Below are 24,437 nucleotides of genomic sequence, written 5' to 3' on the forward strand. Positions count from 1 at the left end.
CTTCCTGTAAGTGTGCGTGCTATCACAGTAGGTAGTGGACTGGATGCAAGCAAGCAGATGAGATATGGTATTCCATTCGTAATTGTAAGAGCGCTGCTTGCAATAATCCTTGGTTATATCTTCCTGAAGTTCTGGCCAATGTTCGGACACCTGTCATACATGTAAGATAAGGCAGAATTAATTAATGGTTACAACGCCGATGAAGAGGACATCAGCGTTGATATAAAAATGTTTAAAGTATGGATTCTATTTAAAAAAATTAAGGAGATGAATGAAATGAGCACAGTTGAAGAATTAGTTGCACGTTCAAGAGAGGCGCAGAAACAGTTTGAATTTGCTACACAGGAGCAGGCTGACGCAGCGGCACGTGCTGTTTGTAAGGCAGTGTATGACAATCAGGAGATGCTCGGTAAGATGGCAGCAGAGGAATCACGTATGGGTGATGTAAACGACAAGATCGCAAAATGCCGTAACAAATCTGCTCTGATCTGGGAGAGCTTAAAAGGAAAGAAATCTGTAGGAGTTATCCGCAGAATCGAAGAGAAGAGAATGCTTGAGATTGCGAAACCGGTAGGTGTTGTATGTGCGGTTCTTCCATCTACGAACCCGGTTGTTACACCGATGGGCAATGCTGCAGCAGCATTAAAGACACGTAACTCTATCATCTTTGGACCACATCCGCGTGGAATTAATGTTTGTAAAGTAGTTGTAGACCTGTTCCGTAAAGAACTGGCTAAACTTGGATTACCAGAAGACCTGGTACTGTGTCTGGAAGAAGTATCACTGGAAGACAGTAACAAACTGATGAGCATGGTTGATGAGATTGTTGCTACAGGTGGTAGTTAAGAGCCGCGGCTTTAATCAGGAGCAGGGTTGGGCTATCTACGAGAAACTGGGCTTTGAGCAGACAAAATACGGAACAACCGATGAGGCTGCTATGAAATTATTGAAATTAAAGGAGGGCAAATAATTATGAGTATTCTGATTGATAAGGACACCTCCATGCTGATCATCGGTATCACTGGAAAACAGGGACGTATTCATTGTAAACATATTCTTGACACAGGAAGCAAGTTGCTTGCGGGAGTGGCTCCTGGAAGAGGCGGACAGGAAGTAGAAGGAGTGCCGGTATTCGAGACTGTTGCAGAAGCAAGAGAGAAATTCCCGGAGATCGAGGCTGCTATGCTGATCGTTCCGAAACAGTTCGTAAGAGATGCTGCATTGCAGGCGTTGCGAGAAGGTATCAAATTACTGGTTATCATCACAGAGTTCGTTCCGGTTATGGACGCACTTCAGATTGCACATGAAGCGAAGACTCTGGGGGCTAAGGTGATCGGACCTAACACCATCGGTGTTATCTCTCCGGGTAAATCCAAATTAGGTATCATGCCGGAATACATTTACGGAAAAGGGCACATCGGTATCATTTCCCGAAGCGGAACCCTGACACATGAGACTGCATCCAACCTGACATTCAAGGGTTATGGACTTTCTACCTGTGTTGGTATCGGTGGAGATTCTATCATTGGTATGAACCATGCAGATGTTATAGAGGAATTTGCAAAAGATGACGAAACAGATGCAATCGTACTGATCGGTGAGATTGGTGGATGTAGTGAAGAACTTGCAGCTGCTAAGATCAAAGAAATCGGTCTGAAGAAACCGGTATGCGCATACATTGCTGGTATGTACGCACCGGAGAACAAGAAGATGGGCCATGCCGGAGCTATCGTATCTGGCGGTATGGGAACTGTTAAATCCAAAGTAGCAGCTCTGGAAGATGCAGGAGTTACCGTTTGCCCGACACTTGGCAAGATCGTTGAATTTATGGAAGAGTACAATACACGTACAAATGGAAGATTAAAATCTCTTGAACCACAGATCGATTAATCGCCTTCTAATATCGAAGAGTAGTGGTAATGGGGAATGTTCCCTATGCGCGTGGTAGGGGATGCCCTAGAAGAGAGAAAAAAATAATCCTGATACCCGATTTTAAGAAAAAACATTTGTTGATATAATTTTAACAAATGAAAGACGCGGATGAAAATCCGATGAAAAGTGATTGGGAGGTAGCATCATGGAACAGCTTACAGGCAATGTGTTTAATATTCAGAGATACACAATTCATGATGGACCGGGACTCCGAACAGAACTATTTTTAAAGGGCTGCCCACTTCGATGTAAGTGGTGCAGTAACCCGGAAAGCTGGCGGCTCCACAGTGAACCTGGAATATACCAGAGCAAGTGTATTTCCAAGGATCTCTGTGGCGGCTGCGTGGATGTCTGTCCGGAGGGCGATATCTTTACATTCAGCGAGGATGAACACAAGCTGACAGGTATCGACCGGACCAGATGCAGTAAATGCATGAAGTGTTATGAGGAATGTCCATCAGATGCGATCAAGCTCTGGGGCAAGCACATGACCGTTGAAGAGTGTATGGATGTGATCCGACGTGATAAAGGGTATTATGACAGATCCGGCGGCGGAGTGACCGTATCCGGTGGTGACCCGCTGGTACAGAGTGATTTCGTGGCAGCACTGTTTAAGCAGTGTAAGGAGGAAGGCTTTCAGACCTGTCTGGAATCAACATTTTATTCAAAATGGGAAGAGGCAGAGAAGATCCTACCATATACAGACATCATCATCTCGGATCTGAAGCACATGGATACAAAGATCCATAAGAAATGGACCGGCGTGCATAACGAAAGAATATTGGAGAATCTGAAGCGGATTACCGATGACAATCGGGAGTTCATTCTGAGAATTCCGGTAATACCTGGTATAAATGATGACAAGAAGAACATAGAGGCAAGCGCAGACTTCATATTGAATGAATTGCAGGGAAGAATCAGGGTGTTACAGCTCCTGAGCTTCATGAGATTAGGAGAAGAGAAATACGCTTCGCTGAATATGCCATATCAGATGGATTTTATCGATCTGGATCGTGAATCATTTACAGCCCACGTCAATGAGATCGCCGATTACTTTAACAGCAGAGGTATCCACTGCGTAGTCGGGACGAAGGAAAAGGAATAAATATTGAAAAATATTTACGTAATACAAGACAAATGTTTTTAAGGAGGCAAAAACAATGAGTATGACTAACACACACACAACCGCATGTGGTACTGAGCCGTTTGATAAGAATTATTGTATTGGTTATCAGGTACATCATGCAGACTGGTCACCATTCCCACGTGTCAATCACCTGCGCCAGACATTCCTGGATGGAAAGTACTGGATCGATATTGAGAGACTGAGACTGGTTACCGAAACTTATCAGAAATACGAGAATAAACTTCCTCGTAAAGTTCTGTGTGCAAAGGCATTTGAGAACATTCTTCTCAACTGCACACTGTACATTTACGATGAAGACCTGATCGTAGGCGAGATCGCAGCACCTGCAAAGGCATCTCCGATCTATCCTGAGTTCTCTGTAAACTGGATCATCGAAGAGATTCTGAACTCTCCATTTGAAGAGCGTGCTCATGACCAGTTCTATATCAGAAATGATGAAGAGAGAGCTGAGATTGTTGAACTGTGTAAATGGTGGCAGGGACGCAGTGTTGCTGACATGATCGAAGCAAGACTTACAGATGATCAGATCAAAGGATCTGAGGCTGGAGAGAAAATTTTCCAGACGAACCTGTATCACTATGCAGGAGCAGGACATCTTTCACTGGACTACAGCAGACTGATGTCACTTGGTTTCGACGGACTGATCGCTGAGGCTAAGAAGTACAAAGCAGCTCTTGATATGAGAGATGTTGAGTATAACAACAAAGTAGAGTTCTATGATTCTGTTATCATTACATATGAAGCAGCTAAGAAATACATCGAGCGTTACGCTAAGTTAGCAGAAGAGAAGGCTGAAGCAGAGAAAGATCCTAAGAGAAAAGAAGAGTTACTTGGTATTGCTAAGAGCTGTTACGAAGTAGCTGGACCGGCTCCGAAGACATACTGGGGAGCAATGCAGTTATTTAACGTAGCTACAGAGCTTCTGAAAGTGGAAGGAAATGGACATTCAATTTCTTACGGACGTTTCGACCAGTGGTTGTATCCATTCTACAAACACGATGTAGATAACGGAATCATCACTAAAGAGTTCGCTCTTGAACTTCTGGAAGTTGAGTACGTTAAGATGAACAACGCTACAAAACTGAAAGATAAAGGAAGTATGGCACTTCGTAACGGACGTGGATTCGGTGGTGAGTCCCTGACTGTTGGTGGTGTAGATAGATATGGACATGATGCAACCAATGATATGACAATGCTTTGTCTGGAAGCATCTGTGCACACACGTATGATGAACCCGTGGCTCTGTGTACGTATGCACAAAGATACACCATACGAACTGCTCATCAAGACAACAGAGTGTATCCGTGCCGGATATGGTCATCCGAAGCTTTTCAATGATGAAACAGCGATCAAGGGTATGCTGAGAAAAGGTATGAGCCTTGAGGAAGCAAGAGATTACATCTGTGTAGGATGTGTAGAGATCGACCTTCCAGGTAAAGAGTACGGATGGCATGATGCTGCATACGTTAATACACCAAAGATGATGGAAATGGTTATGAACGGTGGACGCAGCATGAATACCGGTAAACAGTTAGGACCGGATACAGGAAGCCTTGAGACATATAAGACATTTGATGAGGTACTGGAAAGTGTTAACGCACAGTTCAAGTACTGGACAGATCAGATGTGCTCAAGCCTGTGTATGATCGATAACTGCCACAGAGCACGTAAACCGCTGCCATATCTGTCAGGATTCTATGAGGACGCTATGAAGTCCGGACATGACCTTACAGAAGGCGGAGCAAAATACAATGGTATCGGACCTCAGGCATCCGGACTTGCTACTTCTACAGATATCCTCTGCACGATCAAGCAGTTGGTATTCGAAGAGAAGAAGTGCACAGGTGCAGAACTGCTGCAGGCTGTTAAGGATAACTGGGTAGGTCACGAGAAGCTGTACGCATATGTAAATAGCTCAAAAGTACATCACTATGGTAATGATGATGATTACGCGGATGAACTGTTCAAGTTCATGTTCGAGTGCTACTGCAAGAACGTAGCAGGAAGAACAACTCCACGTGGAGGACAGTTCAACCCAGGTGTTTACTCAGTAAACGCGAACGTAGCAATGGGTCTGAATACCAATGCTTCTCTGGACGGACGTAAGAAAGGTGAGCCTATTTCAGAAAACATGGGACCTGTACACACAGCATTCAGTTCTCATGATATCAGTGGTCCGACAGCTCTGGTTAACTCACTGACTAAGGTTGATCACTCACTGGCTTCTAACGGAACACTGATGAACTTACGATTCCCACAGGACGCTGTAAGCGGAATTGAGGGAAGAGATAATCTTGCAAACTTCATTGAAGAGTACATTAACAAGGGTGCTATGCACGTTCAGTTCAATGTCATGAGTGTTGCTACCATGAAGGCAGCTCAGAAGAAACCGGAAGATTACAAAGATATGCTGGTTCGTGTAGCCGGATACAGTGCATACTTTGTAGAACTTGGTAAACCACTTCAGGATGACCTGATCGGACGTACCGAGCTTCACTTCTAAGACTTCCAGGCAGAAGGCTTGCAACAGATTACACATAATATAACTGCTTATTGTTAAATATGACTGGGTGAGTCATTCGTTTGACTCATCCGGCGAAGAAGGAGATTAATATAATGAAAGATTTTAGATTTAAAGTACCACAGAACATCGAATTTGGAGTAGGAAGCCTGAAGAAACTTCCTGAGATTTTAAAAGAGAACAATTCTGAACATGTATACCTGGTATCTGATCACGGTCTTGAGAGCATCGGAGTTGTTAAGAAAGTACAGGACATCGTTGAGGCTGGCGGACTGACATGTACTACATTCCTTGATGTAGTTCCGAACCCGACAGTAGATGTTGTTAACGCTTCTACAAAGCTGTATAAAGAGAGCGGAGCAACAAGTATTATCGCTCTTGGTGGTGGTTCTTCTATGGACGTAGCTAAGGCTACAGGCGTACTTGCTACATACGGTGGAGAGATCAATGACTACGAAGGTCTGTACAAAGTACCGGGACCGATTGTACCAATGATCGCTATTCCTACAACAGCAGGTACAGGTAGTGAGGTTACTGCTTCAGCAGTTATCACAGACGAAGCAAAGAACTTCAAGATGTCTGTAATCAGCTACGAGATTCTTCCAAAATATGCAGTACTTGATCCGGAACTTATCATGACAGCTCCGGCATCTATCGCAGCATCATGTGGTGTTGATGCTCTGATCCATGCAATGGAGGCTTATGTATCTAATTTTGCATCTCCATTCTCAGATGCAATGGCGGAAAAAGCAATGGAACTGATCGGTGGAAATCTTCGTCGTTTTGTTGCTAACCGTAAGGATGAGGAAGCAGCCTGCGCTATGATGGTTGGTTCTACATTTGCCGGTATGGCATTTGCATGGGCTAAGCTTGGTAACGTACACGCTATGAGTCATCCGGTAAGTGCTTACTTCCATGTACCACATGGTGTAGCTAATGCAGTTATCCTTCCTACTGTAGTAGAGTACAATGCACTTGCAGACAACGGACGTTACGAGAAGATCTACAACTACATCAGCGAAGATAAAGAACCTGTAATTGATTTCACACCAGATATGTTGGTTGATGAAGTTAAGAAACTGAACAAGGATCTGGGAATTCCTTCTTCACTGTCAGAAGTTGGTGTTACAGAGGATAAGATTGAAGCTATGGCGAAAGATGCAGTAGCTCATCCGAATGTACTTGCTAACCCAAGACAGACCAACTTGAAAGAAATGATTGCTCTTTACAAAAAAGCGCTTTAATACAAATCTAATCTTTAAAAATAACTAATCTCACTTAATAAATATGTTTGGCTTTAACGTATGAAAAACAGAGGGGCGGAGGCTGTGGCAGGTCTTCGTACCCTCCGTTTTACTTTAGAGGAGAATTATTATGGATATGACAATTGATGAATTTTACAAGCAGCTCAGCAACGTATACGAGACAGGCAGCCCGGAAGCTGTGGAATTATACTTAAATGACCGTCTGAAAGAGGCGTCCCATGGCTGTGATATGTGCTTTGAGCCGATGGAGATCACGGTAAGCAACGAACTTGGATCCTTCTATCGTGGTATGGGACAGTTTGACAAATCTGCGGAGTTCTTTGAGATAGCAAAGCGTCTGGTATTTGTGCATATCGGAGACAAGACCGTCCAGTATGCGACAGTACTGAATAATCTGGCGGGAACATATCGCCTGGCAGGAAAATACGAAGAGGCAGCAGATCTGTTTAACGAAAGTGCACTGATCTATTCCACAACGATCGGAAAAGATAATTCGTACTATTGCAGTATTTTAAATAATCTGGCACTGGTATATCAGGATATGAAAGAATATGGCAAGGCAGAAGAGATGTTGACAGATGCATTGAAGTCATCCAGAACACTGGAAAACAGCGCGATGGATGTGGCAATCACATACTCGAATCTTGGCGCATTGTATCTGGAAATGGGTGATTATACACGAGCAGAAGAAGATCTCAGAGAAAGCGTTGACATCTATGAGCAGTTAGATACCAATCATCAGGTACATCTGGCATCCGTTTACAATTCACTTGGAATCCTGTATTATAAACAGAGTAAGCTGGAAGAGGCAAAAGAGGCTTATCAGCAGGCACTGAAACTGACCTTATATCATTATGGTAAGAACCATGAATATGAGATTCTCTGCAGAAATATTGCTGCGATTGAGGAAGCAGTCCGTAATGCCTGATACATAAGACGGGATGTGAATATTATGAAATATCTGATTATTGGTGCCGGAGGCACAGGAGGACCGTTAGGCTTTTATCTGACAAAAGCCGGAAAGGATGTGACGCTGATTGCACGAGGCGCGCACCTGAAGGCGTTAAGTGAACAGGGACTTACGATGGAACGCCTTTGGAATGGAACTAGAGAGACCATCCTGGTAAAAGCGGTGGATATGGAGCATTACGATGAGCAGCCGGATGTGATACTGGTGTGCGTAAAAGGATACTCTCTGGATGATACAGTACCATTTATCCGTAAGGTTATGAAGAAGAATACCATTGTGATTCCGATTTTGAATATCTATGGAACCGGTGGTAAGTTACAGAAGTTGCTGCCGGAGATTCTTGTAACAGATGGCTGTATCTATGTGGCAGCAGCGATCAAAGAGCCAGGTGTATTAGAACAGTACGGCAAGGTGCTGAGCCTTGTATTTGGTGTGCGGGATCAGTCAGAAACCCGTCCGGAACTGGAAGAGATCCGGGCAGATCTGGAATCCTGCGGTATCCGAACACTTCTTTCCCATCATATCCAGAGAGCAGCACTGGAGAAATTCTCCTATGTGTCACCGATCGGTGCGGCTGGCTTATATTATAACGCAACGGCAGCAGATTTTATGAAAGAAGGAGCACCGAGGGAAAGCTTCAAAGAAATGATCCGCGAGATCGGAGCGTTGGCAGAAGCGATGGGTCATCCATTTCACAAGGATATGGTGACGAGAAATCTGGAGGTGTTATCCACACTGGCACCGGAAGCAACAACTTCCATGCAGAGGGATGTTATGGCAGGCAAGCCGTCGGAGATTGACGGTCTGGTGTATGAAGTGGTAAGACTCGGTAAGGAATATGATGTGCCGGTACCGGAATATGAAAAAGTCGCAGCAAAGCTTTCAAGAGAATTAAAATAGCAGGAGGCAGATGACAGGATGCTGGAACGGGGAAATAAATTTATAGAGAAATGGATGGCGTTTGTGACGCCGTTATGCATGCTGGTGGGCATCAGCTTCCCGGATGTGGCAGCACAGGGGCTTCCGTATGTGACGATGGTATTTGCGTTTATCACATTTACCGGAGCATTAAAATCCGAATTCAAAGACGTATTGCGGGTATTCCATGATCCGAAGCCGCTGCTCTGTATGCTGGTGATGATCCATGTGGTGATTCCGGCAGTAGCATGTGGTGCAGGACATCTGTTCTTCGGCTCTGACCCTTATGCGATCACAGGTATGGTACTGGAATTTTCCGTACCGACAGCGGTGGTAGGACTTATGTGGGTAACCATTTATAATGGTAATAATCCGTTGTCCCTGTCGTTGGTTGTGGTCGATACGATCCTGTCACCGTTTCTGATCCCGGTTACACTCCGGGTGTTGGTTGGCTCACAGGTGGAGATTGATGCGACGATGATGATGCGGCAGTTAATATTTATGGTGGCACTTCCGGCAATCGCGGCCATGGTGCTGAATCAGGTGACACACGGTGCAGTGAAGAATACCTGGCCAAAGAAGCTGGCATTATTTTCTAAATTTGCGTTAATGTTTGTGGTAACATCCAATTCTTCAAAAGTAGCACCGTATGTATGGCATATGAATCTGGAAAGGGTGGCGATCGGTGCTGCAATTCTTGTGCTGGCTACAGGCAGTTATGCGTTGGGCTGGGGTGTGGCGAGAGTCCTTCACCAAGATAAAGAGACCACAATCTCTATGATCTACGGAACCGGAATGCGCAATATCAGCGCGGGAGCGGTTATTGCAGGCGCATGCTTTCCGGGGGCAGTCATGTACCCGGTAATGATCGGAACGCTGTTCCAGCAGGTGTTAGCGGCGTTCTATGGCAAGGTGCTGGTATCTAAGCTGGAATAAAGACATTAAAAAAGATGCGCAGGAACGCATCTTTTTTATGTCTTTTATACAGTTGTAAACAAGTCAATTACCTGTCCGGTCATAACGAACGGAGCATCTGCTAACAGATAGACGATCGCTTTTGCTACGTCTTCTGCGTTGCCCATTGCTACACCGTCCTGACCAACGGAATGATTATATACGCGCTGTCCCGGTGTATCTACGATACCAGGCGCTACGGCGTTGCATTGGATGCCGTGTTCTTTGGTCTGGATCGCAGTTGTCTTAGTCATAGTAACGATACCTGCTTTTGCAACTGCATATGCACCCATCTGAGAGGCGATTCGTCCCATACGGGAAGACACGCTTACAATCTTACCACTATGCTGTTTGATCATTTCCGGAACAACTTTGTTGATGCAAAGGAACGGAATGCGTAGATTGGTCTTGATGATCTGATCCCACTGTTCCTCAGACCATTCCCAGATCTTGATTGCCTGGTGTTCAATATTGTTATAGATCTCTTTTGGATATCCACCGGCATTATTGACCAGAATATCGATTTTACCGTATTTTTCTATAACAGTATCGACCATAGACTGTACCTGTTCACCGTCTGTCAGATCTCTTGAGAGAGAAATGGCTGAGCCGCCGTTATCTTCGATCATCTTTACAGTTTCATCCAGATCTGTCTGCGTTCTGGCAACGGCTACAACAGTAGCCCCTTCAGCAGCGATAGCGAGAGCAGCTTCGCGTCCAATACCTTTACCTGCTCCTGTGACAATAGCAATTTTTCCACTTAATTTGTTCATGATAAATATGTCCTCCTTTAATTTGCTCTGTTTTGTTTATATCATCCGCTTAGGCTCATCAAAGAATTGAAGAGAGGATGGCTCTGCATAACTGTTTCCAATATCGTGTAACAATACCAGATTCAATGTTCCGTGCATATTCTTCTTATCTAAAGAAATGGCTTTGGTCAGACTGCCGAGCGGTAATCCGCATTTGTGTGGCAGTCGGTAAATATTCAACACGTTTAATATTCTTTCAGCAGTGCCGGCTTCTGTCAGTCCACGTTCTTCAGCAATGCGGGTGATCTGATACATACCGATGGCAACTGCTTCACCGTGAATCTGCATCTGGTAATTGAAATGCTGTTCAATGGCGTGTGCAAGTGTATGTCCAAAGTTCAGCAGCATACGTCTGCCGGTGTCGAACTGATCTTCTTCTACGATCTCGCGTTTGATGTCTACGCATCTGGTAATTACTTCCGGAAGCACCTTTTTCAGATCCTTAAAGGAAGTGTGGGATGCCAGTGTCTCAAAGAGTTCCGCATCCTCAATACAGCCATATTTGACGACTTCACCCATACCGTCGATGATGAAACGCTCACTCAGTGTGTCAAGGACTGTAGGATCGATCAGTACCAGGGACGGCTGATAAAATGCACCGATCAGATTTTTGCCCTGTGGAAGATCGACAGCGACCTTACCGCCTACGGATGAATCGACCTGTGCTAACAGAGAAGTAGGAATCTGTACCAGCTTGATGCCACGCATATAGGTAGATGCTGCAAATCCTGCGAGGTCTCCGATGACGCCGCCACCCAGGGCAATGATCATGTCGGTTCTGGTAAAGTGAGCCTCGGCCATAGCTTCGTAGACCTGAGGCAGAGTCTGGAAGTCTTTGGTCTGTTCGCCGTGTGGCAGTACGATATGATAACATTCCCAATCAGCAAGTCTGGCGGTCAAAGCCTCTCCGTAAATCGGATACACGATATCGTCAGAGATGATCATAATTTTGCGGCCACGAAAGGCTTCGTGGATATAAGTATCCACCTGGCTCAGTATGTTGTTTTTAATATAGATCGGGTAGCTGTTGGCTCCCAGATTCACGGTTAATTTCATGGGTTAATACTCCTTAAACTTCTTTTCCTACTACATGGGCAATCTGTGATACTTTCCTGACCAGATTGTCGAATTTCTCAGGCTTTAATGACTGGGCACCATCGCAGAGGGCAGCTTCCGGATTGTTGTGAACTTCAATCATAAGTCCGTCCGCTCCTGCTGCTACAGCAGCCATTGCCATAGAATCTACCAGCCACCATTTGCCGCCTGCATGACTCGGATCGATGATGATCGGAAGATGAGTCAGCTTGCGGAGTACCGGGATGCACTGAAGATCCAGCGTGTTTCTTGTGTAGGTTTCAAATGTACGGATACCACGCTCGCAGAGAATGACATTTTCATTACCTGCTGCCATAATGTATTCAGCAGACATGATCCATTCTTCGTAAGTTGCATTAAGCCCTCTCTTCAGCAGGATCGGGCGATCGATCTGTCCTAACTGTTTTAACAGATCAAAGTTCTGCATATTGCGGGCACCGATCTGAATCAGGTCAACCTTTTCGTTGAAAACATCCAGATACTGCGGAGACATTAATTCACTTACGATAGGAAGTCCAACCTCCTTTTTGACAGCTTCCAGAATCTCCAGGCCTTCCAGACCAAGTCCCTGGAATGAATATGGACTTGTACGAGGCTTGAATGCGCCGCCTCTTAACAGATTGGCGCCGGATGCCTTAGCAGTCTTTGCGATGCCAAGTACTTGTTCATAAGTCTCAACGGAACAAGGACCCGCGATCAGTCCAAGGTGATCACCGCCAATCTTAACGCCTGATACATCGATGATGGAATTCTCCGGATGGAATGCGCGGTTGGCGAGTTTATAAGGTTCCTGCACATGCATAACTCGTTCTACTGAAGGATCTACTTCAAAAAGTCTTGGATCTACCTTAGATGTGTCACCGACACAGCCGATGATGGTCATTTCGTTGCCGACTACCATGTGAGGTGTCAATCCTTTGTTCTTAACCAGTGATTCGACACGAGTGTTATCTTCGGCACTGGTATGTGGTTTTAATACTAAAATCATAATGTAAATCCTCCCTGACATTTGTTGTTTGATATGTGTGCAAGCACATTGCGTTTTATGACTTGTAACCCTGACATTCACACTGTAAAATATTCGCACTGTAAAATTTTAGCTGTTTAAAGTGTGAAACTAATGGTATGATACAGCTGATTGAAGATGATGTCAATAGATTTTGCAAAAAATGTGTAGAAGATTGTATACAAATGGGATAGAATAGAACGTAGATTGATGATTGAGAGGAGACAACAATAATGAAAGCGTATGAAAGATTTTTGGAGTATGTTGCAGTATGGACAACCAGCGATGAGAATAGTGATACAGTTCCTTCAGCAGCAAGAGAACTGGATCTGGCGAAGAAGCTGGTAGAAGAGATGAAAGGACTTGGCATCGAGGATGCGAGAGTGGATGACAAGGGCTATGTATATGGTTCTGTTCCTGCTACACCGGGATGTGAGGACAAAGCAGCTCTGGGACTGATCGCGCATATGGATACAGCGATGGATGCGTCCGGTAAAGACATCAAGCCACAGCTTATCAAGAACTATGATGGCGGTGATGTGGTGCTTGGAACAAGCGGCAATGTATTATCCGCAGCAGAATTCCCACATCTGGCGGGCCTGAAGGGACGAACTTTGATCACAACAGACGGAACGACACTTCTCGGTGCTGATGACAAGGCTGGTATTGCAGAAATCCTGACAGCTGTAGATGAGATTATAAAGGAAGGACTTCCACACGGTAAGATCTGCATCGGATTCACACCGGATGAGGAGATCGGAAGAGGTTCGGATCATTTTGATGTAGAAGGATTTGGAGCAGATTACGCTTATACATTGGATGGTGACGCAGAGGGCGAGATCCAGTATGAGAATTTTAATGCTTCTACAGGCTTTGTAACATGTCACGGTGTCAGTGTGCACACAGGATCTGCAAAGGATATTATGGTGAATTCACAGACGATTGCAACGGAATTCCACCAGATGCTTCCGGTAGATGAGCGTCCGGAGACGACCGAGGGATACGAAGGCTTCTATCATCTGAATGCAATGAGTGGTAATGTAACTACTACGAATATGAAGTATCTCATCCGTGATTTTGATAAGGAGAATTTTGATAAGCGCGCAGAAAAGATGCAGGAGATTGCTGAAGTACTTAATCAGAAATATGGAGAAGGCAGCGTAGAAGTGAAGGTGACGGAGTCTTATCGTAATATGAGGGAAAAGATCGAACCGTGTATGGAGCTGGTAGATATGGCGCTTGCTGCGATTAAGAATGTGGGGCTGGAACCGGTCGTAGAACCGATCCGTGGAGGCACAGACGGAGCAAGACTCAGCTTCATGGGACTTCCATGTCCGAATCTTGGAACGGGCGGTCACGCATTTCACGGTGTGTTCGAGCATATTACGGTAGAGGGAATGGATCTCGGAGTTGAAATCGTGAAAGATATTGTAAGACAGATTGCAGAATAAACGTTTAAAATACAGGGAAAATGTGGAGTTTATACTATTTTAATTGAACCGCGTTCTAGAATGTGGTATAGTACGGATTGTCTGCTGTCACTTGGGGAAGTGACAGCAATCATCAAAGTATAGAAGGAGAACAAAAATGGGAGCAACAAAGACAAAAGAGAAACACCCAAAGGGCTTCTATGCGTGCTGTATCACGTTCATGTTTGAACGTCTGGCATTCTATGGGGCAAAGCCGTTGCTGCTCTTATTCCTGATTACTGCTGTGGCAGAAGGTGGTCTGGGAATTGAGAGGACAGACGCGGCGATCATGGCTGCGAATCTGACAGCGTACACTTATATGGCACCGCTGATCGGAGGCGTGATTTCAGACAGATGGCTTGGGGCAAGATATGCCATCTCGCTTGGTTACATTATTATGGCATTAGGATACATCGTAGGATGGCGGGCAGATAGTCCGGCTATGATTAATGCAATGATCATTCTGGTGTCTATCGGAACAGGTTTATTTAAAGGCAATCTGAACGCATTGATCGGAAGACAGTATCATAACAAGGAATTATTGGATGCGGCATTTTCCATTCAGTATTCCTATGTAAATGTGGGAGCATTTGTGGGGTCATTGCTGACAGGCTTCTTGTATCTGCATGTGTTTAAAAAGGGAGATGTACTTGGATTCCGTCAGTGTTTCCTCATGGCAGCACTGTGGTGTATCGTAGGTCTGGTATGGTTTGTGCTGAATTGGGGCAATCTCCAGGGACAGGGCATTAAGCCATTCAAGTACCTGACGGATGAAAAAGGTGAGATCATCGGATCTACACATACTGCTGATGAGGGCGCAGGCAAGAAAGAGCCATTATCAAAGAAAGAGAAGGAACGAATGGGAGCAATCATTCTGGTATCCGCACTGTCCGTTATCTTCTGGCTGTTCTACTATCAGCAGGATCTGGCACTGGTAATTTACATGACAGACTATGTGAAGATGAGCCTTGGTTCATTTGAGATTGCACCGTCATGGATCACAACTACATGGAACGGACTTCTGTGTGTTGCTCTTGGTGGAATTATGGCTGCAATCTGGAAGAAGCTTGCAGAGCGTCCGCAGGGCGATATGAATATGTTCAAGAAAGTCGGTCTGGGATTTCTGTTTGTAGGACTGGCATTCGGTGTAATGGTATTATGCGAATTATTCCGTGGTGTTGGTGCAGATGCATCTGTTAAGGCAAGTGTACTCTGGCCGATCCTGTTCTCTGCCGTAATTACCATCGGAGAGATGTGCTTCTCGCCACTGCGTAATGCATTCGTAAGTAAATATGCACCGAAGAAATACCTGTCACTGCTGATGGGAGTTATCGCAGTATCTACATTTGTGGCAAATAAACTGAGCCCATATGTACAGGCATTCATTGAGAAATTCGATGTATTCCCGGTATTCGTTGGAATCTTCGTGATCATGATGGCGTTTACTGCATTGCTGTTTGCGGTGAATAAGCAGCTTAACAAATTAGTAGAAGATTAGATATATGGCATATAAAGGCATCGCGCACTGTGTACGCACAGTTGCGGGATGTCTTTTTCTGTGCTATCGTAGATGCAGTCAGTATATTGGAGAAGAAGATTTCAGGGAAAGGGTGTTTGGGATGGAACTTAAGATACGTGCGGTCAGTGAAGCAGATGCAGAAGAACTGGTGGAGATATATCGGTATTATGTGGAACACACGGCGATCACTTATGAGTGTCATGTGCCGTCCGTAGAGGAATTCAGAGAGCGAATTCGCCACACACTGGAAAAATATCCTTATCTGGCTGCAGAGCTGGACGGAAAGATCGTGGGCTATGTTTATGCCTCTCCGCTGAATACCAGGGAGTCTTATGATTGGTCGGTGGAGACGTCGATCTATGTGGCGGAGAATGCCCGTGGGCAGAGAATCGGAAGCTATCTCTATCAGGCACTGGAAAATACGCTGGATGCCATGCATGTTATTAATCTGAATGCGTGTATCGCCTGTCCGGAAGAACCGGATGAGTATCTTACCAATAATAGTGTAGAGTATCATGCACATCTCGGTTATCAGATGGTCGGAAAGTTCCATCAGTGTGCGTACAAATTCGGACGCTGGTATCATATGGTGTGGATGGAAAAAGCGATTGCGGAACATCCGGAGACTCCGGAGCCTGTAATCTGGTTCCCAGAGTTACAGGAACAATATAACAGGAAATGTGAAGAGATATGGAAAAGGGCTGCGGAGGATTAATCCGTCAGCCCTTTAAATGTTAAAGTAGAAGTGAAGAAGTTATTTGATTGTGTATAGTTTAGCTGACCATGCATCAGTTGCATCATTTTTTCCGCACTTTTCAGACCGATCCGGTTGCTTTCAATGCCGGCAAGGTCTGATTTGACAGCATTTTCTAAGGTAATAATCAGCTGCGGCACATTATGACTGTCTGTTTTCTGACAGAATGTAATGACGACCGGAGCTTTTTTGTCTCCATATTTCAGAATGTTGGAGAACAGGTTGTTAAAGATCCGCTTGATCAGCGCAGGGTCACCTTCAAAATCAGAAAGTGGTTCGTCGGGTATCTGAGGTGAAGCCTGAAATCCGGTCAGATGCAGGAAATCTGCATTTTCCATCAGGTGTTCCAGCAGAAGTGCAGAAGTAAGCCTGCGAAGTTCAGGCTGGATATTCTTTTCATAGACCAGTGCATATTCAAACATCCGGTCTGACATTTCCTGAATATCTTCGGTCTTCTGAATACAGCGATTCAGGTATTCGGTCTGCATATCTGCATTTTTTCCGAGACGCAGTATTTCCAGATAGCCTCTCAGTACCGTGAGCGGGGTGCGCAGATCATGGGACATGGCGGTGATCAGATCCTGATTTGCCTGATGACTTTCCTGTTCGTCTGTGATTGTTTCGTGCAGTGTGATTCGCAGGTTATCAAGTTCTCTTGCAAGTATGCCAAGCTCATCTTTGCTGCCGGGGATTACAGGTGTTATCAGGTCACCGGATGCCATGGTCAGGATATGCTGTTCTAATCGATCCACTTCTTTCATTTTGCGCCGGACAAAGAACAGGATGCTTCCAAGGAACAGCGTCAGGCAGCAGATAAGGCAGACGAAGAAATATGGTGTAATGAAATACGTCTGATGATAGAAATAGACGAGGACAGTGGCATATCCATTTTTAAATTTAACAGGCATTTCGAAGCGTTCTTCATTGGCTCCGTCTGTCCATCGGTAGGTAATGTCAAATGGTACACGAAAATTTTCGGAATCCATAACCTGGGCATAACGACCGACCAGATATTCCCCTTCAGTCAGAGAATAAAGGTATATGCTGGTATATTCGTCTGCTGTTTCATCGAAGAAAGGAGCCAGTGCATCGATTGCCTTGGAATCCGTTTCGGAGGTAGGAAGGTCATAATCTGTAGCTTTATTAAAAAGATTATTCCAGAAATTATCGTCTACATTGGGTAGTATATCATCAAATAATCCGGCATCTGACAGCACGTCCCAGATCTCCCATCTGCAGTTCCACATTCCCTGGAAAAGCAGTGCACTTGCAAGTCCGGTGATGATGATCAGAAGCAGAAGTTTGGTACGGATTTTAGTACGGAGCTTATTCACAGCGGTACCCCTTTCCCCAGACGGTTGTGATCAGGGTCGGAGCAGCAGGATCGACTTCAATTTTACGGCGCAGATTTCGGATGTGTACCATGATAGAATTGCTGGCACCATAGTAATACGGCTCATTCCAGACGACTTCGAACAGCCGCTCGGCAGAAAAGATCTGACCAGGATGGGTAACCAGTGTAAGCAGCATGGCATATTCGGTGCTGGTAAGATCTACTGCTTCACCATCCCGGTAAACGGTCTCGGTATCCCTGTCAATATCCAGATTGTGGTAATGGATATGGGAAGGAACTTCGGTAATTGTCTCTTCGTCCTTTCCTTTATATACCTGGTAACGTCGGATCAATGCCTTTACCCGGCTGATCAGTTCCGGATAGGAAAAAGGCTTCGCCAGATAGTCGTCTCCGCCGCTAGAGAAGCCCAGAGTTTTATCACTGTCTTTGGTGCGGGCACTTAAGAACAGAATTGGAGCGTTGGTGAGCTTACGGATCTCCAGACAGGTCTGATATCCATTCATGCCTGGCATCATAATATCCAGAATAATCAGGTCATAATGCTTTTCTTTCAGCATAGCAAGTGCCTGTGTGCCGTCTCCTGCCTGATCGACGGCAAAGCCTTCACCGGTTAATAGTATCTCTATAATCTCCCGGATCTCCGGGTTGTCATCTACTGCCAGAATATGGGCATCCATGATAAAATCCCCTTTCGTATTCGTTCTGCTAATAAGTATACAAGAATTTAATAAAAAATCATTTTAATTTAAGAAACTTTAAGATTTAATTTTGATATAGGAATCCCGATGAAGCCCGAAAATAAAGGAAAATCGGTACTTTTGGAAGATGGAAAAATAATGAAATGTCCAAATTTTGTCCAAAATGGGAATTGTGATGGTAGAAGTCAGGGAGATATTGCGGAATGCTGGCGGGTAGGATATGATGGTTATAGAGGCAAATAATTATGAATAAGCAAATCCCCAGAAGCATATAGTTATAAGGTGGAGTATTATAAGTTTCCAATTGAATTAAGGGGGTGAAGATATGTCAGAACAGGAAAAAAAGGTACTGGATACTATCGCGGATGCATTGCCGAATATGAGCGAGTTTGATAAAGGCTATCTTCTTGGCATGGGTGAAGCAATGGCAGGGAATAAGGAGCGTGCTGAGAGCGAAAGAGGTGAGCAGAATGAAATCAAGGAAAGAGCCTAACGAGGTTTACATGATGCAAAAAGACCTGTGCGCCGTGTTTGGTTACGGGCAATCAGCAGTATCAAGCCGCGTCAAGGAGATAAGGGAGCACGGCGGAGATCGTTATAAATACCCATTTTGCGACAGAAATGTACACATTGGTGTATTTGTTGACTGGTGCGCAAATCGACGGATGCTACTGGATAAAAACGCTAGAAAATATGTACCGCCGTTTAATCCGTATGATGCACTTGCATACGCCGGAGCGATGGTGGACAGGCAAAAGGCAGGTGAGCAGGATGAACAATGATATACAGATTTTCAACAGTGAAGAGTTCGGTGATATCCGGACGGTAACCGTGAATAATGAACCGATGTTTTGTTTATTAGATGTATGCAAGGCATTGGATATCAAAAACACAACAGATGTAGCAAAGAGATTGGATGCTGACGAAGTGACTAGATTGAATCTAGGCGGTAAATCGGGTGAGACGAATTTCGTAAATGAAAGCGGATTGTATGCCGTTATTCTCAGAAGCGATAAACCGAACGCCAGAAAGTTTCGCAAGTGGGTTACAGCTGATGTGCTTCCGACAATCAGAAAAACAGGCGGTTATCAGATGGCACAGCCACAGGGAAAAGAACTGCTTGCGCTGGCGGTACTGGAAGCGCAGAAGACTATAGAACAACAGAACAAAGAAATTGACCGTATGCGCCCGAAAGAGATCTTTGCGGATGCGGTGTCATCCAGCCATACATCTATCCTGATCGGTGAGCTGGCGAAGATCCTGAGACAGAACGGCGTTCAGACCGGACAGCGAAGGTTGTTTACTTGGCTCCGGGAGAATGGTTATCTGGTCAAGAGTGGATCAAGTAGGAATATGCCGACACAGAGATCGGTGGAGCGTGGATTATTTGAGATCAAAGTAGGAATGTATGTCGATGGTTCTGGCGCAAATGTTCCAACAAAGACTGCGAAGGTCACCGGCAAGGGTCAGCAGTATTTTATCAATAAGTTTCTGGATTACAAAGGAGAGTTGGTATGAGCGATATAAAAAACAGTCCGGTGACTGGTGAATATCAGATTGGCTGCGCAAAAGTCCGTATCCATGGAACGATGGAGCGCGAGCGTGTAGACCAGGCGACCATTGATTTTTTGAGAAAGGTTAAGAGGATTAGGCACTCAAAGAAGAAAAATGAAGGAAAGAGGTGAAGTAGATGTACCAAGAGGATGACAACCTTGATATGGAAGCAATCGAATATTATCGAAGTTTACCGCAAGAGGAACTTGAAAGGTTAATGAAAGAGGAAGAGGAAAGAATCTTGAAAGAGATAAAAGAATCAAGGAATGATCGAGGATCTCATGCGTGTAAGAAAGAGTGATGGAAATGTTAGATTTTAATACAGCTTGTGAGATGGCAAAAAAGAACCTCGTTAAACAGGAATACAAAAACGGAATAGATGGGATATATGATCTTGGAGACAAATGGCTGTTTTTCGGCAGGATGTTTGATATAGGCGTTCCTGATTATGGTAATACACCAATTACTATAGACAAGGACACAGGGGAGATTGCGGATTATCCATTGTCAGATGTTGATAACTTCGATAGATATTACGTGGCTGAAGAAATTAGAATCCCGAAAGAATTTGAAATAGTTGATTAGAAAGCACTTTGCAGATGCAGGGTGCTTTTTTTGTGCATGAATTGCATGGATATAAAAACGCCACCAGCCGGTGACGTTAGAATAATAAAAAACGAGATTATTAATTTAGCGGTTCGGTGCCGCCACTTTCGATTCGTCTAGTTTTCCAGAGTGCATAGAGTTCCTGCGCTAATCCTGCATCTTCTATATTCAATTTAGACTTTACTGTATCCCATTCGCTCATAAATTTCTCAAATCGTTCATCACGTACAATGATGCAAGGAATCATGGGGATATCTTCAGGGAATATCCCCAGCCCTGTAGCGTCAGGATCGCTTATATGGTGAATATCTAACGGTATCAAATCATCTAATGCGAATAGCGCATTGTATACATCGGCAAATGTCTTTTCGCTTTTTATTGATCCGGACGCTTCTAATCCTAAGAGATCATCAATAGATACATTTAAACATTTTGCAATCGAAATTAACTGCTGGATGGTGAAGCATTCACTTTCAGAGTCTGACGATGACAGTACTTTAGAAACACGTTCTTGTGTTGTTCCGGCTATATCGGCTAACTCTTGTTGTGTCAGTTCTTTTTCTCGCCTTAATTCCTCTATATTCTTTTTGAGTATAAGAATATTGCTTTTTGATGTTGAATTATTTTTTTTAGACATATTAATACACCTCGAACATATAAAAATATTTTACGAATATGATTATATAATATTTGCATATATAGCGCAAGATAAAGTATGATAAAAGCACACAGAAAAGAAAGCGAGGGCAATGCAATGAGAAAAAGAACAGCTAATAATGAGACTGTACAGCCAAGATTCCTTAATCTTAATGAATTTGCTGTATACACTGGATTAGGGAAAAATAGTGCCATGAAGCTCGGACGAGACATTAATTGTATTATGCGGGTGGGCGGGCGCGTACTCTATGACACAAGAAAAGCAGATCAGTATTTCAATTCATTAACAGGGGTGAACTAATGGAAAATCAAAACAGAAATAATCGAGTACATACTGAGGAACAGCCCGGCAAGGCTGATTCCCAGATAGCAGAACTGTTGCCATTCGGCAAAGAGAATGCAGTCACGACACAGGAGCTTATAAAACTGACCGGGTGCGGATCCGTGCGTGAGTTACGCCAGCGTATAGCCAGCGAACGAGAGCAGGGAGCAATTATATGTTCCGGTTCAGGTAAGGGCTATTGGAGACCGAAGGACAGGCAGGAAATTGAGCAGTTTATAAAGACGATGAAAGCCAGAGCATTGAACACGCTGAAGGTTATCAGAAGTGCAAGGCAGGTGTTGAAAGTGCCGGAGGGGCAGCAGTCAATAGAGGGGAGTGAGAGCAATGGCGGAAGTGAAATGGATTAAGATTACAACGGATATATTTGATGACGAAAAGATACTTTTGATCGAGAGCCTCCCGGATTCAGATTCCATCATTGTGATATGGTTCAAGCTTTTATGTCTTGCTGGGAAGATGAATAACTCCGGTGTATTCACTCTTAATGACTCTATCGTGTATACGGATGAAATGCTGTCTACGATATTCCGGCGTAAAGAAACAACGGTGAAAATGGCGTTAGATGTCTTTGAAGGGTTCGGAATGATTAAGCGCATTGATGGAGCTATCACTATACCGAACTGGGGGAAGCATCAGACGCTTGATCAGTTAGAGAAAAAGCGGGAATACCAGCGCGAATACATGAGGGAATACAGGGAAAAACAACGGCAGATTGCTGATAAATCTAACTGTAAAACTAACAGTAACGTTAATGTTAGCTCCCTAGATAAAGATATAGATAAAGATATATATTACATGTTCACCGGAGACCATGAACGAGTGGAAAATGATGCAAAAAAGACTGCTGCCGATCTGGATCAGAAAAAAGCAGACTTTGAAACGATATATGCCATCTATCCGAAGAAGGTAGGAAAGACGAGAGCATTTTCGTTGTATTGCCAATGGATCAAGGGCAGAAAGATCAACGGCGAAAAGATCAAGTTGTCTAACCGGGAAATATATCTTGCAGTGCAGCACTATGTTGAACAGCAGGAGAGAGAACAACGGGAGCAGATATACTGGAAAAACTTTGATACGCTGATGGGACAGTCACTACTTGACTATGTCGAGAGGGGAGAAGTCAATGAGTAACACGATTGAAAAATCCGTTATCGGTGCACTTCTCATAGAGCCGGATTCTATCAGCGGAATATATGAGCAGATTAAGCCGGAAATGTTCGGGGATCTGTTCTGTAGAAGCGTGTATACAGAGATTGTGCGAGCTTATGACGTGGGTAAAAGCATATCACTGGAAGAACTGGCGCAGAAGCTACAGAGCGAGGGGCAGACGCAAGAATACATAGTGCAGGAACTGAGGGGGATTATCCCGACCGTTGAGAGCTACAGGATCAAGAGTTATGCAGATGCGCTGGAATCGGATTATAAGACACGCCGGCTTAATGAGCTATTATCTCATGTAGTTCCGGTAGCAGGATGCATAGACGAGCAGATCAATGGGCTGTTGCAGGATCTGGAAGCCTTGAAAGAAAGCGATACAGTGAAAATACACGGACTTGGTGAGGTTGTTGATACCGTGAGCGGTAACTATTTCACAGATCCAGAACAAAGCATATTGTATACAGGATTGCCTAAGCTGGATGATACGCTGGGAGGACTGGAAGGCGGGGACGTGATCGTGATCGGTGCGCGTCCTGCGGTCGGAAAGTCTGCCTTTGCAACGCAAATAGCTATGAATCTGGCGAAGAGCAAAAAACAGGTTGCGCTGTACAATTTGGAGATGTCAGACAAACAGGTGTATGAGCGTCTGCTGTCTAGAAATAGCGGCATTGGACTGACACGGATCAGAAGGGCAAGGGATTTTTTGGGAGATGAAAAAGCGCGTTTTGAACGTGCGAACGAATCATTGCGAACGATTCCGCTATTTATCCGCAGTGGATCGGTGTCGGTGTCGCAGATCCGGAATGAATGCAGGCATTTAGATCTTGATTGCATTGTGATAGATTACATCCAGCTTATCCGGTCGGATGTAATCTATCAGAGCCGGGCGAGCGAGGTTGGGGCTATTTCTAAGGCTATCAAAGCTTTAGCAATGGAACTGCATATACCGATCATTGCACTGTCGCAGCTTAACCGTGTGAGTGAGATGAGGCAGAATAAAGAGCCTACAATGGGCGAGCTGAGAGAAGCCGGAGACATTGAGCAGGATGCAAGCATTATACTGCTGATGTGGAATATCGTGGATGATAAAAAGGGCTTGAAGGTGGAGAAGAACCGGCAGGGCGTATTATCCTCTGAGGTATTGCGGTTCAATGGTGACAACATGGAGTTTATAGAGACAAGTGAGACGGTGGCAGAGGCATCCAGAGGCTTTAGAAGAGCCAAAGAGCCTACCCCATTTGATTAGGTGAAGAATATGGCAAGAAAAGAGATAAAAAGCGGATCAGAAGAGTTTGAGATGTTCCGGGACTTCTGGGAACTGTTCAAAGACAATGCCATTGTAGAGAATACAGAGGTGTATTTTGAAAAGGTTACAGGGGACGCGGAAGTGTTCTATCAAAAGTATAAAACACCATTTGCAAGAGATTTAAGCATTGCATTGGTGAGTGAGATTGAAAGGAGATACAACAATGAATTTAAAGTGCAGGATTAAACTGCCGAAAGGTTACGGCAAGTTTGCAAAAGAGCATCCGAAGGAGTGGGCGAGCATCCTGATGGATAAAAATGAGGATGGCAGCATAAGCGGAGTTTTAACAAGTTTTTCTTACGGGAAAGCAACGGTTAAACTGCAGGGCGGTATCATAACCAATATTCCAGTAGAGTGTATAGAGCTTGTGGAATAATCGGAGACGGCAGACTGCTGCCA

Annotated in this window: 30 protein-coding genes; 24 read left to right on the forward strand and 6 right to left on the reverse strand. The window is 44.5% G+C overall.

What is annotated here, in order from left to right; genetic code table 11:
• Positions 1 to 276: 276 nt before the first annotated feature.
• From OCV65_RS10240 to OCV65_RS10280, 9 genes are all read left to right on the forward strand, one after another.
• A complete protein-coding gene (locus OCV65_RS10240; protein ID WP_262581955.1) occupies positions 277 to 846 on the forward strand; it encodes an aldehyde dehydrogenase family protein in 570 nt (189 codons plus the stop codon).
• Entirely contained in the window at positions 818 to 970 is a 153-nt protein-coding gene (locus tag OCV65_RS10245) for a hypothetical protein (protein WP_262581956.1), read from the forward strand. Before OCV65_RS10240 ends, OCV65_RS10245 begins: the two co-directional genes overlap by 29 nt.
• Positions 971 to 972: 2 nt before the next feature.
• Positions 973 to 1,890 (forward strand): succinate--CoA ligase subunit alpha, encoded by a 918-nt coding sequence (gene sucD / locus OCV65_RS10250; RefSeq protein WP_262581957.1) that lies wholly within the window; start codon positions 973 to 975, stop codon positions 1,888 to 1,890.
• A 187-nt stretch (positions 1,891 to 2,077) separates the two neighbouring features.
• Positions 2,078 to 3,037, forward strand: a complete 960-nt coding sequence (gene hpfH, locus OCV65_RS10255; RefSeq protein WP_262581958.1) for a (2S)-3-sulfopropanediol dehydratase activating enzyme — start codon at positions 2,078 to 2,080, stop codon at positions 3,035 to 3,037.
• 55 nt (positions 3,038 to 3,092) lie between these two features.
• Positions 3,093 to 5,582 carry a (2S)-3-sulfopropanediol dehydratase gene (gene hpfG / locus OCV65_RS10260; RefSeq protein WP_317258819.1) on the forward strand — a complete coding sequence of 830 codons (2,490 nt, stop codon included), beginning with the start codon at positions 3,093 to 3,095 and terminating at the stop codon, positions 5,580 to 5,582.
• A gap of 113 nt (positions 5,583 to 5,695) precedes the next feature.
• Entirely contained in the window at positions 5,696 to 6,844 is a 1,149-nt protein-coding gene (locus tag OCV65_RS10265; RefSeq protein ID WP_262581959.1) for an iron-containing alcohol dehydrogenase, read from the forward strand.
• 130 nt (positions 6,845 to 6,974) lie between these two features.
• Positions 6,975 to 7,793 carry a tetratricopeptide repeat protein gene (locus OCV65_RS10270; protein WP_262581960.1) on the forward strand — a complete coding sequence of 273 codons (819 nt, stop codon included), beginning with the start codon at positions 6,975 to 6,977 and terminating at the stop codon, positions 7,791 to 7,793.
• Positions 7,794 to 7,817: 24 nt separating this feature from the next.
• Positions 7,818 to 8,735 (forward strand): ketopantoate reductase family protein, encoded by a 918-nt coding sequence (locus tag OCV65_RS10275; RefSeq protein WP_262581961.1) that lies wholly within the window; start codon positions 7,818 to 7,820, stop codon positions 8,733 to 8,735.
• Positions 8,736 to 8,753: 18 nt separating this feature from the next.
• The gene (locus OCV65_RS10280; protein ID WP_262581962.1) at positions 8,754 to 9,689 is read left to right on the forward strand and encodes a bile acid:sodium symporter family protein; all 936 of its coding nucleotides are present in this window, start codon (positions 8,754 to 8,756) and stop codon (positions 9,687 to 9,689) included.
• A gap of 44 nt (positions 9,690 to 9,733) precedes the next feature.
• Here OCV65_RS10280 and OCV65_RS10285 read toward each other — a convergent pair whose 3' ends face one another.
• Genes OCV65_RS10285 through aroF form a run of 3 tightly spaced genes read right to left on the reverse strand, consistent with a single transcriptional unit; the run spans position 9,734 to position 12,602 of the window.
• A complete protein-coding gene (locus tag OCV65_RS10285; protein ID WP_262581963.1) occupies positions 9,734 to 10,480 on the reverse strand; it encodes an SDR family NAD(P)-dependent oxidoreductase in 747 nt (248 codons plus the stop codon).
• A 36-nt stretch (positions 10,481 to 10,516) separates the two neighbouring features.
• Entirely contained in the window at positions 10,517 to 11,575 is a 1,059-nt protein-coding gene (aroB, locus tag OCV65_RS10290) for a 3-dehydroquinate synthase (RefSeq protein ID WP_262581964.1), read from the reverse strand.
• A 13-nt stretch (positions 11,576 to 11,588) separates the two neighbouring features.
• A complete protein-coding gene (aroF, locus tag OCV65_RS10295) occupies positions 11,589 to 12,602 on the reverse strand; it encodes a 3-deoxy-7-phosphoheptulonate synthase (RefSeq protein ID WP_262581965.1) in 1,014 nt (337 codons plus the stop codon).
• 251 nt (positions 12,603 to 12,853) lie between these two features.
• Between aroF and pepT the strand changes: the two genes are divergently transcribed.
• From pepT to OCV65_RS10310, 3 genes are all read left to right on the forward strand, one after another.
• On the forward strand, positions 12,854 to 14,071 hold the full coding sequence (gene pepT / locus OCV65_RS10300) for a peptidase T (RefSeq protein WP_262581966.1): 1,218 nt from the start codon (positions 12,854 to 12,856) through the stop codon (positions 14,069 to 14,071).
• Positions 14,072 to 14,207: 136 nt separating this feature from the next.
• Positions 14,208 to 15,587, forward strand: a complete 1,380-nt coding sequence (locus tag OCV65_RS10305; protein WP_262581967.1) for a peptide MFS transporter — start codon at positions 14,208 to 14,210, stop codon at positions 15,585 to 15,587.
• 4 nt (positions 15,588 to 15,591) lie between these two features.
• On the forward strand, positions 15,592 to 16,323 hold the full coding sequence (locus OCV65_RS10310; RefSeq protein ID WP_317258820.1) for a GNAT family N-acetyltransferase: 732 nt from the start codon (positions 15,592 to 15,594) through the stop codon (positions 16,321 to 16,323).
• On the opposite strand, the gene OCV65_RS10315 is transcribed toward OCV65_RS10310, so the two are convergent.
• On the reverse strand, positions 16,320 to 17,696 hold the full coding sequence (locus OCV65_RS10315; RefSeq protein WP_262581968.1) for a histidine kinase dimerization/phospho-acceptor domain-containing protein: 1,377 nt from the start codon (positions 17,694 to 17,696) through the stop codon (positions 16,320 to 16,322). The two genes, OCV65_RS10310 and OCV65_RS10315, sit on opposite strands and share 4 nt — an antisense overlap.
• The gene (locus tag OCV65_RS10320; protein ID WP_262581969.1) at positions 17,689 to 18,393 is read right to left on the reverse strand and encodes a response regulator transcription factor; all 705 of its coding nucleotides are present in this window, start codon (positions 18,391 to 18,393) and stop codon (positions 17,689 to 17,691) included. Before OCV65_RS10320 ends, OCV65_RS10315 begins: the two co-directional genes overlap by 8 nt.
• Before the next feature lie 346 nt (positions 18,394 to 18,739).
• Here OCV65_RS10320 and OCV65_RS10325 point away from each other — a divergent pair, with 346 nt between their 5' ends.
• From OCV65_RS10325 to OCV65_RS10350, 6 genes are read left to right on the forward strand one after another with little or no spacing between them, the layout of a single operon-like run.
• Positions 18,740 to 18,907: a hypothetical protein gene (locus OCV65_RS10325; protein WP_262581970.1), complete on the forward strand. Its 168-nt coding sequence runs from the start codon at positions 18,740 to 18,742 to the stop codon at positions 18,905 to 18,907.
• Positions 18,885 to 19,196, forward strand: coding sequence for a hypothetical protein (locus OCV65_RS10330; RefSeq protein ID WP_262581972.1), 312 nt, complete (start codon positions 18,885 to 18,887; stop codon positions 19,194 to 19,196). The genes OCV65_RS10325 and OCV65_RS10330 overlap by 23 nt, the downstream gene beginning before the upstream one ends.
• Positions 19,186 to 19,932, forward strand: a complete 747-nt coding sequence (locus OCV65_RS10335; protein ID WP_262581973.1) for a phage antirepressor — start codon at positions 19,186 to 19,188, stop codon at positions 19,930 to 19,932. The genes OCV65_RS10330 and OCV65_RS10335 overlap by 11 nt, the downstream gene beginning before the upstream one ends.
• A complete protein-coding gene (locus OCV65_RS10340) occupies positions 19,929 to 20,099 on the forward strand; it encodes a hypothetical protein (protein WP_262581974.1) in 171 nt (56 codons plus the stop codon). The genes OCV65_RS10335 and OCV65_RS10340 overlap by 4 nt, the downstream gene beginning before the upstream one ends.
• A gap of 5 nt (positions 20,100 to 20,104) precedes the next feature.
• Positions 20,105 to 20,269, forward strand: a complete 165-nt coding sequence (locus OCV65_RS10345) for a hypothetical protein (protein WP_262581975.1) — start codon at positions 20,105 to 20,107, stop codon at positions 20,267 to 20,269.
• Positions 20,270 to 20,274: 5 nt separating this feature from the next.
• Positions 20,275 to 20,553 (forward strand): hypothetical protein, encoded by a 279-nt coding sequence (locus tag OCV65_RS10350; RefSeq protein WP_262581976.1) that lies wholly within the window; start codon positions 20,275 to 20,277, stop codon positions 20,551 to 20,553.
• A gap of 100 nt (positions 20,554 to 20,653) precedes the next feature.
• Here the strand turns inward: OCV65_RS10350 and OCV65_RS10355 are convergent, their stop codons facing one another.
• Positions 20,654 to 21,211: a helix-turn-helix transcriptional regulator gene (locus tag OCV65_RS10355; protein ID WP_262581977.1), complete on the reverse strand. Its 558-nt coding sequence runs from the start codon at positions 21,209 to 21,211 to the stop codon at positions 20,654 to 20,656.
• Between the two features lie 117 nt (positions 21,212 to 21,328).
• Here OCV65_RS10355 and OCV65_RS10360 point away from each other — a divergent pair, with 117 nt between their 5' ends.
• Genes OCV65_RS10360 through OCV65_RS10385 form a run of 6 tightly spaced genes read left to right on the forward strand, consistent with a single transcriptional unit; the run spans position 21,329 to position 24,414 of the window.
• Positions 21,329 to 21,532 carry a hypothetical protein gene (locus tag OCV65_RS10360; RefSeq protein WP_262581978.1) on the forward strand — a complete coding sequence of 68 codons (204 nt, stop codon included), beginning with the start codon at positions 21,329 to 21,331 and terminating at the stop codon, positions 21,530 to 21,532.
• Entirely contained in the window at positions 21,532 to 21,921 is a 390-nt protein-coding gene (locus OCV65_RS10365) for a hypothetical protein (protein WP_262581979.1), read from the forward strand. The genes OCV65_RS10360 and OCV65_RS10365 overlap by 1 nt, the downstream gene beginning before the upstream one ends.
• Positions 21,899 to 22,705, forward strand: a complete 807-nt coding sequence (locus tag OCV65_RS10370; protein ID WP_262581980.1) for a phage replisome organizer N-terminal domain-containing protein — start codon at positions 21,899 to 21,901, stop codon at positions 22,703 to 22,705. The genes OCV65_RS10365 and OCV65_RS10370 overlap by 23 nt, the downstream gene beginning before the upstream one ends.
• Positions 22,698 to 23,978, forward strand: coding sequence for a replicative DNA helicase (locus tag OCV65_RS10375; RefSeq protein WP_262581981.1), 1,281 nt, complete (start codon positions 22,698 to 22,700; stop codon positions 23,976 to 23,978). The genes OCV65_RS10370 and OCV65_RS10375 overlap by 8 nt, the downstream gene beginning before the upstream one ends.
• A 9-nt stretch (positions 23,979 to 23,987) precedes the next feature.
• On the forward strand, positions 23,988 to 24,224 hold the full coding sequence (locus OCV65_RS10380) for a hypothetical protein (protein WP_262581982.1): 237 nt from the start codon (positions 23,988 to 23,990) through the stop codon (positions 24,222 to 24,224).
• Complete coding sequence (locus OCV65_RS10385) at positions 24,202 to 24,414, forward strand: hypothetical protein (protein WP_262581983.1); 213 nt, start codon at positions 24,202 to 24,204, stop codon at positions 24,412 to 24,414. Before OCV65_RS10380 ends, OCV65_RS10385 begins: the two co-directional genes overlap by 23 nt.
• Positions 24,415 to 24,437 lie beyond the last annotated feature (23 nt).

Origin of the sequence: Dorea ammoniilytica (assembly GCF_025567415.1) — a bacterium.
GTDB classification, from domain to species: Bacteria; Bacillota; Clostridia; order Lachnospirales; family Lachnospiraceae; genus Claveliimonas; species Claveliimonas ammoniilytica.